The 9106-nt window shown below is 67.9% G+C and carries 10 protein-coding genes; 3 read left to right on the top strand and 7 right to left on the bottom strand.

The annotated features are described in order from the left end of the window. A partial coding sequence (locus tag ACNPM4_RS10035; protein WP_448985552.1) for a TetR family transcriptional regulator occupies window positions 1–548 on the top strand: 548 nt, incomplete at its 5' end. Here the strand turns inward: ACNPM4_RS10035 and ACNPM4_RS10030 are convergent. The 7 genes from ACNPM4_RS10030 to sufB form a co-directional block, all read right to left on the bottom strand. Next, a complete protein-coding gene (locus tag ACNPM4_RS10030) occupies window positions 511–1881 on the bottom strand; it encodes an MFS transporter (protein WP_448985551.1) in 1371 nt (456 codons plus the stop codon). The two genes, ACNPM4_RS10035 and ACNPM4_RS10030, sit on opposite strands and share 38 nt — an antisense overlap. Beyond that, complete coding sequence (locus ACNPM4_RS10025) at window positions 1878–3032, bottom strand: MalY/PatB family protein (RefSeq protein ID WP_448985557.1); 1155 nt, start codon at window positions 3030–3032, stop codon at window positions 1878–1880. The genes ACNPM4_RS10030 and ACNPM4_RS10025 overlap by 4 nt, the downstream gene beginning before the upstream one ends. Window positions 3033–3126: 94 nt before the next feature. After that, on the bottom strand, window positions 3127–3456 hold the full coding sequence (locus tag ACNPM4_RS10020) for a metal-sulfur cluster assembly factor (RefSeq protein ID WP_021200756.1): 330 nt from the start codon (window positions 3454–3456) through the stop codon (window positions 3127–3129). A gap of 9 nt (window positions 3457–3465) precedes the next feature. Further along, window positions 3466–4236 carry a Fe-S cluster assembly ATPase SufC gene (sufC, locus tag ACNPM4_RS10015; RefSeq protein ID WP_029261756.1) on the bottom strand — a complete coding sequence of 257 codons (771 nt, stop codon included), beginning with the start codon at window positions 4234–4236 and terminating at the stop codon, window positions 3466–3468. A gap of 3 nt (window positions 4237–4239) precedes the next feature. After that, window positions 4240–4566 carry a non-heme iron oxygenase ferredoxin subunit gene (locus ACNPM4_RS10010; protein ID WP_017830403.1) on the bottom strand — a complete coding sequence of 109 codons (327 nt, stop codon included), beginning with the start codon at window positions 4564–4566 and terminating at the stop codon, window positions 4240–4242. Further along, entirely contained in the window at window positions 4563–5768 is a 1206-nt protein-coding gene (gene sufD, locus ACNPM4_RS10005) for a Fe-S cluster assembly protein SufD (RefSeq protein ID WP_105710082.1), read from the bottom strand. The genes ACNPM4_RS10010 and sufD overlap by 4 nt, the downstream gene beginning before the upstream one ends. Beyond that, the gene (gene sufB / locus ACNPM4_RS10000; RefSeq protein ID WP_029261754.1) at window positions 5768–7186 is read right to left on the bottom strand and encodes a Fe-S cluster assembly protein SufB; all 1419 of its coding nucleotides are present in this window, start codon (window positions 7184–7186) and stop codon (window positions 5768–5770) included. The genes sufD and sufB overlap by 1 nt, the downstream gene beginning before the upstream one ends. A 233-nt stretch (window positions 7187–7419) precedes the next feature. On the opposite strand from sufB, the gene ACNPM4_RS09995 reads away from it, so the two are divergent. Continuing rightward, window positions 7420–8526: a COX15/CtaA family protein gene (locus ACNPM4_RS09995; RefSeq protein ID WP_448985550.1), complete on the top strand. Its 1107-nt coding sequence runs from the start codon at window positions 7420–7422 to the stop codon at window positions 8524–8526. A gap of 45 nt (window positions 8527–8571) precedes the next feature. After that, the gene (locus tag ACNPM4_RS09990) at window positions 8572–9075 is read left to right on the top strand and encodes a hypothetical protein (RefSeq protein WP_448985549.1); all 504 of its coding nucleotides are present in this window, start codon (window positions 8572–8574) and stop codon (window positions 9073–9075) included. Window positions 9076–9106 lie beyond the last annotated feature (31 nt).

Raw genomic sequence — 9106 nt, 5'->3', positions numbered from 1 at the left:
ACAGCGTCGCCCGGAGCGCGCTCGCCCTCCTCGACGAAGTCGGGCTCGCCGACCTCTCGATGCGGCGCATCGCCGCCCGCCTGGATGTACAGCCCAGTGCCCTCTACTGGCACTTCACCAGCAAGCAGGAGCTGCTCGCCGAACTCGCCGACCGGATCACCGCATCGATCCCCCGCGGCAGCGACGGCGTGCTGGCAACCGCCCGAGGCATCCGCGACGCCCTCTTCACCCACCGCGACGGCGCCGAACTGGTCCTCAGCACCTATGCCCTGCAACTCGGCTCCTCGCACGCGCAGTCGGTGCTGACCGCGGCGCTGGAGGCCCACGGGGCACCCGACGCCGCTGACCGGGGCGCGGCGATCCTGCACTTTGTCCTCGGACACGCCACCCTCGTGCAGCAGCGCATGCACGCCGACAGCCACGGTGCGCTGCCCACCGCCGGGGAGATCGACGTCACGGCCGGCCTCGACCGAGTCTTCGACCTCGGAGTGACTGCGCTCGCGGGGGTGCTCAGCGCACCGGCGACTCCGCCGCGTGCCCGAGCCTGAGTCCGGGCACGATCGCGAGAGCGACGAGTCCGACACAGAAGGCGAACACCGCACCGAAAGCACCCGCCTCACCTCCGAGGGATGCCACCGCGAGACCGGCCAGCGCGATCGCGACGGCCGAACCGGTGGCGTCCGAGATCGACAGGGCAGAGGAGTTGAATCCCTGATTCGTCTCGTCCGAGTACGCGAGCGTCAGGACGGTCAACCGCGGGTACAGCAGCCCCATCCCGCCACCGGCGAATGCCCAGCCGAGCACCACCACCGCCGCCGAGACGTCGAAGAGCGCGGCGACGAGGACACAGAGCAGCGCCACCAGGAGCGAGCCGAGACTGATCAGCGTGATGCGGTGATTCCCCAGACGCTCACCGTATCGCCCCTGCAGCGCCGAGGCGCCGGCCCAGGCCAATGCCGCCAGCATCAGTGCGACTCCCGCCCACGTCGCACTGAAGTCGAACTTCTTCATCAGCAGGTACGGGATGTAGGCCTCAGCGGCGAAGAACGCACCCGCCACGATGCCGCGCATCAGCACCACGCTCGGCAGCCCCTGGCCCGCGCGCAACGTGCGCCGTGGCAGCAGCGGGAGCACGGCGAGGCCGATCGCGACGACGGCACCGAGCGCGACCGGCCAGCCGACCGACGGTGCCATGTCGGCAGAGAAGCCGACCACGACGGCGAGAACGGCCACGACCACGGCGAGTGCGAGGCGCACGACGAGGGCGCGTCGATCCTGCGGCTCACCATGCCCCAAATCGACACCGCGGAGCCGCACCGCGATCATCACGAATGCGGCTGCCGTCAGCACCGCGACGCCCAGGAATGTCCATCGCCAGTCGAGGTACTCCGCGACGGCCCCGGCCAGGAATGGTCCGACCATCGACGGCACGACCCAGGCCGCGGCGAAGGCGGCGAAGATCCTGCCGTGCAGATGAGGCGGATACAGCCGCGCCACCACCACGTAGAGCGCGACGGTCTGCCCGCCGGTGCCGAGCCCCTGGACGAGTCGTCCGATCAGGAACTGATGCATCGTCACGGCGAAGCCCGAGACGAGAAGACCGATTATGAAGAGCGTGACGGCGACATACAGGGCGCCGCGCGGTCCGCGGGCGTCCGACCACGCGCCCGTGGCGACCATGCCGATCACACTCGTCGCCAGGGTGCCGGCGAAAGCCACGGCGTAGAGGGCCTCGCCGTCGAGGGCCTCGCTGACGATCGGCATGACCGTCGTCACCGCGAGTGCCTCGATGGCGGCGAGGAAGATCAGCGCGACCGCACCGAGCGTCACCCAGATGCGTTGGCGGTCCCAGATCGTCGCGGCGTCGACCGGAGTCGTCATCGGCCCACGAGCGCCGCGATGCGCTCGATCGCCTCAGTGATGATCTCGGGGGAGGTGCCGAAGTTCAGCCGCACATGGCCCGCACCCTCGGCGCCGAAAGCCGGTCCGAAGTGCAGGGCGACCTTCGCGTCGCGCAGGATGCGTCGCGCGGGATTGTCACCCCAGTCGAGCGCGGTGAGGTCGATCCACGCGAGGTACCCGGCGTCCGGGATGCGATAGCGCGCACCCGGCAGGTGAGCCGCCAGAAGGTCCTCGAGCAGCACTCGATTCTCATCGAGGGTGCGCAGCAGCCCATCCAGCCAGGGGTCGCTCTCTTCCGAGAATGCGGCCACGGCGGCGAGCAGACCGAACTGTCCGGTACGCCACTCCACCTCGACGGGCAGGCCGCGCACGACCTCGCTCGTCGCGTCGTCGGCGGTGACCATCAGGGCACACTTCAGACCTGCGAGGTTGAACGCCTTGCTGGCGCTGACGACTGCATAGCCGACGCGCCGGGCCGCATCGCTCACGGCGAGGAACGGCGTGAACCCGGTTCCCGGTTGCGCGAGCGGCGCATGGATCTCGTCCGAGACGACGGCCGCCCCGAACTCATCCGCCAGGTCCGCGAGCGCGGCGAGGCCGTCACGGTCATGCACCGTGCCGGTCGGGTTGTGCGGGTTGCAGAGCAAGATCGCCGTCGCTCCGTCGTCGAAGGCCGCACGGATGCCGTCGAGATCGAGTTCCCATCGGGTTCCCGTGTCACGCAGCGGGACGCGCTCCACCTCTGCGCCGGCCTCGGCGACCAGGTCGTAGAACGGCGGATACACCGGAGGGGTCACGACGACCCGCTCCCCCGGCTGCGTCACACGGCGGAGGATCTCCACGATCCCCATGCTCACGTCCGCCGTGCTCCGCATGCGCGCGGGGTCGGGCTCCCAGCCGTAGCGTCGGTTCGCGAAAGCGGCGAACGACTCGGCGAGCGGTGTCCGCGATGCGACATACCCGGTGTCACCGATCTCCACGGCGCGCCGCAGCGCATCCGAGATCGCCGGCGCTAGCGGGAAGTCGGTCTCGGCGACGAACAGCGGAAGCACATCGTCCGGGTACTCACGCCACTTCTCGCTGCTGCGCTCGCGGAGCTCCGCCAGAGGCAGTGCCTTCACCTGAAGCATTCGTTCTCCCGAGGTTCCGAAACGCGTCATCGTCGTATCGTCGGATCCGACGCGCGCGTCGTCGTGCCGCCTCGCGGCAGCGGTCCCGTGCGGATCAGATCGCGAAGCCGAGCGCGCGCATCATGTCGCGCCCGTCGTCCGTGATCCGCTCCGGACCCCACGGCGGCATCCAGACCCAGTTGATGCGGAATCGATCGACGACGCTGTCCAGAGCCTGAGCGGTCTGGTCCTCGAGCACGTCGGTGAGCGGGCAGCCCGCGCTGGTCAGCGTCATGTGGATGACGAGAGCATCGTTCTCGTCATCCCAGGCAAGGTCGTAGATGAGGCCGAGGTCGACGACGTTGATCCCGAGCTCGGGGTCCATGACGTCTTTGAGAGCCTCGGTGACCGCGTCGTACTTCTCGTCCGTGAGGGTCGCTGTCATGCGATCAGCCTACGCCTCGATGGGGGCTGCAGGGTCGAGGAAACGGTCGTATCCCTCGTTCTCCAGCCGGTCTGCGAGCTCGGGGCCGCCCTCTTCGACGATCTTGCCCGCGACGACCACGTGGACGAAGTCGGGGCGGATGTAGCGGAGGATGCGGGTGTAGTGCGTGATCAGCAGCACGCCGAGGCCGGTGGACTCCTTCGCGCGGTTGACGCCCTCGGAGACGATCTTGAGCGCGTCGACGTCGAGACCCGAGTCGGTCTCGTCGAGGACTGCGAACTTCGGCTTCAGCACCTCGAGCTGCAGGATCTCGTGGCGCTTCTTCTCGCCGCCGGAGAAGCCCTCGTTGACGTTGCGCTGCGCGAACTTGGGGTCCATGCGCAGATTCGACATGGCCGCCTTGACGTCCTTGGTCCAGCCGCGGATCGCCGGTGCTTCGCCGTCGAGCGCGGTCTTCGCCGTGCGGAGGAAGTTCGTCACCGTGACGCCCGGGATCTCGACCGGGTACTGCATGGCGAGGAAGAGCCCGGCGCGGGCGCGCTCGTCGACCGTCATCTCCAGGACGTCCTGGCCGTCGAACGTGATCGAACCGGAGGTCACCGTGTACTTCGGGTGACCGGCGATCGTGTAGGCCAGGGTCGACTTGCCCGAGCCGTTGGGGCCCATGATGGCGTGGGTCTCACCGGTGTTCATGGTGAGGTTGATTCCGTTGAGGATCGGGGTGGTCCCCGCATCGGTCTCGACCGTCACATGCAGGTCGCGGATCTCGAGAACAGACATTCTTCAAACTTCCTTAATAACAGTCGGATCGATGAGCACGTCGTCGCCGTCGATCTGGACGACGTAGACCGGGACGGGCTCATATGCGGGGAGATTCTGGGGCTTGCCGGTGAGCAGCGAGAACGCGGAGCCGTGAGCCCAGCACTCCACCGTGTCACCTTCGACGAAGCCTTCGGACAGCGAGATGTCGCCGTGGGTGCAGGTGTCGCCGATGGCGTGGATGACTCCCTCGCCGTCTTTGATCACCGTGATCGGCACGCCGCCCGGATCGACACGCAACGGCATGTCCTGCTCGAGGTCGGCGACTCCGCAGACGCGTTCGGCGGTCATGCACTCACCTCGGCCAGCTCCGTCTCGATCGCCGCCAGAAGCTCGGCCTCGAGGGCGGGGATGCCGAGGCGCTGCACGATGTCGGTGAGGAAGCCGAGCACGACGAGCCGACGTGCCTCCTCCTCGCTGATACCGCGCGCCTGCAGGTAGAACAGCTGCTCGTCGTCGAAACGACCCGTCGCACTCGCGTGTCCGGCGCCGAGGATGTCGCCGGTCTCGATCTCGAGGTTCGGGATCGAGTCGGCGCGGGCGCCCTCGGTGAGGACCAGGTTGCGGTTCGCCTCGTAGGAGTCGGTGCCCGTGGCGTCGGCTCCGATCAGCACGTCGCCGATCCAGACGCTGTGTGCGCCCTGCCCCTGCAGCGCACCCTTGTAGAGGACGTCACCCTTGGTGTGCGGTCCCTTGTGGTGCAGGTACACCTGGCTCTCCAGATGCTGCCCGGCGTCTGCATAGGACAGGCCGTAGAGGTACCCCTCGGAGCCTGCGCCTGCGAGCTCGACGTTCGGGTTGACGCGCACGACGCCGCCGCCGAAGCTCACGACGAAGTGCTTGAGCGTCGCATCCGCACCGACCCGTGCCTGGTGTGCAGACGCATGGACCGCGTCATCCGCCCACTGCTGCAGGCTGATGACCGACAGCTTCGCGCCGTCGCGGACGATGATCTCGACGTTCTGTGCGTACTGGGCGGACCCGGTGTGCTGCAGGACGACGGTCGCCGAGCTGTGCTCGAGCGCCTCGATCACGATGTGCGCATCGGCACGACGGTCGGCTCCGAGACCGGCGATGGAGACGAAGATCGGCTCTGCGACCTCTTCCTCGCGCGGGATCCGCACGTGGAGGGCCTCGGCGGATCCCTGCCAGGCCACGGCCGCGGTGACGTCTTCGGCGAGGAAGACCTCGCCGCGGGGGGCGGTGCCGATCGCGAGCGGCGCGGCGATGTACTGCTCCCCCGCGTTGATCGTGTAACTCACACCGTCGTTCTGCGGAGCCACCTCGAACAGCGAGGTGAGCTGCGCGACGGGTGTGTGCTTCCAGTTGACCTCGCGCCCGGTGGGGGCGCCGAAGTCGGCCGGCTCGAAAGAGTGCGGACGCTCGGAGCGGGTCTGCACCGGGACGAATCCGGCCGCGGCCACCTGGGCGGCGGGGTCGATGTGCGCGTTCGTGTGCTGCGCCTCGGCAGGCGCTGTCGTAGCGGCGGTCACTAGCCGACCGATCCTTCCATGCCCATCTCGATGAGCTTGTTCAGTTCCATCGCGTATTCCATCGGCAGTTCCCGCGCGATCGGCTCGATGAAGCCGCGCACGATCATCGCCATCGCCTCGTCCTCGGGCATGCCGCGGGACTGCAGGTAGAACAGCTGCTCCTCGCTCACCTTCGAGACCGTGGCCTCGTGGCCGAGCTGCACGTCGTCGACACGGATGTCGATCGCCGGATAGGTGTCGGAGCGGGACTTCGTGTCGACGAGCAGAGCGTCGCAGCGCACGGTGTTCGCAGAGTGGTGTGCCGCGGCGTCCACGCGTACCTCACCGCGATAGCCGGCACGTCCTCCGCCGCGGGCGATCGACTTCGAGACGATCGACGACTGCGTGTAGGGCGCCATGTGGATCATCTTCGCGCCGGCGTCCTGGTGCTGACCGGGACCGGCGAAGGCGACCGACAGGGTCTCGCCCTTGGCGTGCTCGCCCATCAGATAGATCGACGGGTACTTCATCGTCACCTTGGAGCCGATGTTGCCGTCGACCCACTCCATGGTCGCACCCTCGTACGCCACGGCACGCTTGGTGACCAGGTTGTAGACGTTGTTCGACCAGTTCTGGATCGTCGTGTAGCGAACGCGGGCGTTCTTCTTCACGATGATCTCGACGACGGCCGAGTGCAGCGAGTCCGACTTGTAGATCGGGGCCGTGCAGCCCTCGATGTAGTGGACGTAGCTGTCCTCGTCGGCGATGATCAGGGTCCGCTCGAACTGGCCCATGTTCTCGGTGTTGATACGGAAGTACGCCTGCAGCGGGATCTCGACGTGCACGCCCTTGGGGACGTAGACGAAGGAGCCGCCCGACCACACGGCCGTGTTCAGCGCGGCGAACTTGTTGTCACCGGCGGGGATGACCGAGCCGAAGTACTCCTCGAAGAACTCGGGGTGCTCGCGCAGGGCCGTGTCGGTGTCCATGAAGATGACGCCCTGCGCCTCCAGGTCCTCGCGGATCTGGTGGTAGACGACCTCGGACTCGTACTGGGCTGCCACACCGGCCACGAGCCGCTGACGCTCGGCCTCGGGGATGCCGAGGCGCTCGTAGGTCTCGCGGATCTCGGCGGGAAGGTCTTCCCACGTCTGCGCCTGCTTCTCGGTGGAGCGGACGAAGTACTTGATGTTGTCGAAGTCGATCTCGCTGAGGTCGGCGCCCCAGGTCGGCATCGGCTTCTTCCCGAAGAGCTGGTACCCCTTGAGACGGGTCTTCAGCATCCATTCGGGTTCGCTCTTGAGTGCAGAGATTCCTCGCACGACCTCTTCCGAGATCCCGCGTTTGGCGATGGCGCCGGCGGCGTCTTCATCGTGCCAGCCGAATTCGTACACCCCCAGACCGTCAAGCTCCGGGCGGTCGATCAGTACATCCGACATCCAACACTCTCCTCACAGGTCCCAAACGGTGTCATCCGCCCCGACACACCTGATCCCCGTCGAGTCTGCGGGAGCGGGTGCCGTTGGTGGGCCCTCATCACCGGCGCTTCCATCGCGCCTAAACTGTTGTCGATGCTTCAGCGCGGTCAGCGCTCATCGCAACAATCCGATTCTACAGGTTCCGCCTGACAGACGGGCCATGCCCGCAGGTTCCAGCGCGGTCCGGAGGACTAATGCCCGAGACGACGATCCCCGCCTCCACTCCGACGCAGACGGCTCCGCCCCGTTCTGCTCCGTGGGGACGCGCGCTGACGGTCTTCGCCTGGCTCTCCTTCCTCAGCGAGACCATCATCATCGGCACCGGCGGCGCGGTGCGCCTCACCGGATCGGGCCTCGGATGCTCCGACTGGCCGCTGTGCACACCGGACTCCCTGGTCCCGATCCTCGAAGTGCAGGGCATCCACGGCATCATCGAGTTCGGCAACCGCCTGATGACGGGCGTGGTCGGGATCATCGCGCTGGCCGTCGTGCTGCTGGTCCTGCACCTCTTCAGCGGGAAGCGCGGCCTGGTCACCGCGCTCTGGTTCGCCGCCGGCGGCATCGTGGCGGCCGTCGCCGCGTTCGGCATCGCCGCCCCCCTGCACTTCCCGGCCTCCCCCATCGCGCTCGGCGTGCTCTTGATCGCCGTCATCGCGGCGGCGGTCCGCTCCATCCGCACGACGCCCTCCCGACGTGACCTGGTCCTACTGGCCTGGCTCGTGCTCATCGGCGTGGTCGCCCAGGCGCTCGTCGGCGGCATCACGGTGCTGACAGGCCTCAACCCCTTCATCGTGGGCTTCCACTACACCTCGTCCCTGCTGCTCGTCTGCATCACGGCGGCGTTCCTGGTGCGCCTGAAGACGGACGGCGGACCCCGTGAGCGCGCGGTTCCCGCGTGGTTCGCGGCTGTCACCCACGTGACCGGCCTCGCACTCGCCGTGACGATCGTCTTCGGCGTGCTGACGACCGGGTCGGGTCCCCATTCCGGCGACGCGGATGTGCTGCGGCACGGCTTCGACGCGACCGTGCTCGCCCACGTGCACTCGTGGCCCGGCTACATCCTGGCCGCCCTCGTGCTGTTCCTCACGGTCGCCGCCTGGGTGCTGCGCCTGGAGCCGCGGCGCTGGCTGCTCGTCCTGGTGCTGGCGATCCTGGTGCAGGTCGGTGTGGGGGTCTGGCAGGCACGTGAGGGACTCCCTCCGCTGCTCGTCGGCATCCACATGGTGCTCGCCTCGCTCTCGGCCGCCGCGTACACCGTGGTCGTGCTCCATCTGAAGCGCCGGGTCCCCGCCGAGGCCTGACCCCGCACAGGCGATCCACAGCTCGCACATCGCCGACTCATCAGCGTGTCCGAGATCGTGGACGACATGAACAAGTCACTCTCACGCAGCATCGGATTCTGGCTCCTCCTGGTCGTGTCCCTCGCCACGACAGCTGTCGGCGGATGGCTCATCTCCGGTCAGATCGGGACGATGACGACCACCCTGCTCGACGGCACGGCCACGGGCGTCGAGGTATACGTCGGCCAGTCTCTCGTCGTCGTGGGCGCAGGCGTCCTCGCGGCCGGAATCGTCGGCATCCTGCTCACCCTCGGGCTCGTCGCGGCACGCTCTCTCGTCCCGGCTCCCGCCCCGGCCGTCGTCGAGGCGATCGACTGGACCGCCGAGACCGCACAACCTCAGGCCGCGGCCGAGACCGCAACGTCCGAAACCACCGCATCCGCCGAGGCAGCGCCGACGTACGACACGGCGACAGTCGACGAGGTGCCCGCCGCTGACGCGCACGACACCGCTCGGGACGACGCTCCCGCCGGCGACGCGAAGCCGGACGACTCGACGATCACACGCTGATCTTCTGAGCGGAAAGAACGACGGAGCGGGG

The sequence above is a fragment of the Microbacterium umsixpiens genome, from assembly GCF_053543675.1.
The sequence above is the reverse complement of the archived record's forward strand: the minus strand, read 5'-3'. Positions and strand labels throughout refer to the sequence as shown.

Excerpts from the sequence above, each read along its gene's own strand:
- ACNPM4_RS10030 (WP_448985551.1), bottom strand. The coding sequence starts at position 1,881 with ATGACGACTCCGGTCGACGCCGCGACGATCTGGGACCGCCAACGCATC.
- ACNPM4_RS10025 (WP_448985557.1), bottom strand. The coding sequence starts at position 3,032 with ATGCTTCAGGTGAAGGCACTGCCTCTGGCGGAGCTCCGCGAGCGCAGC.
- ACNPM4_RS10020 (WP_021200756.1), bottom strand. The coding sequence starts at position 3,456 with ATGACAGCGACCCTCACGGACGAGAAGTACGACGCGGTCACCGAGGCT.
- sufC (WP_029261756.1), bottom strand. The coding sequence starts at position 4,236 with ATGTCTGTTCTCGAGATCCGCGACCTGCATGTGACGGTCGAGACCGAT.
- ACNPM4_RS10010 (WP_017830403.1), bottom strand. The coding sequence starts at position 4,566 with ATGACCGCCGAACGCGTCTGCGGAGTCGCCGACCTCGAGCAGGACATG.
- sufB (WP_029261754.1), bottom strand. The coding sequence starts at position 7,186 with ATGTCGGATGTACTGATCGACCGCCCGGAGCTTGACGGTCTGGGGGTG.
- ACNPM4_RS09995 (WP_448985550.1), top strand. The coding sequence starts at position 7,420 with ATGCCCGAGACGACGATCCCCGCCTCCACTCCGACGCAGACGGCTCCG.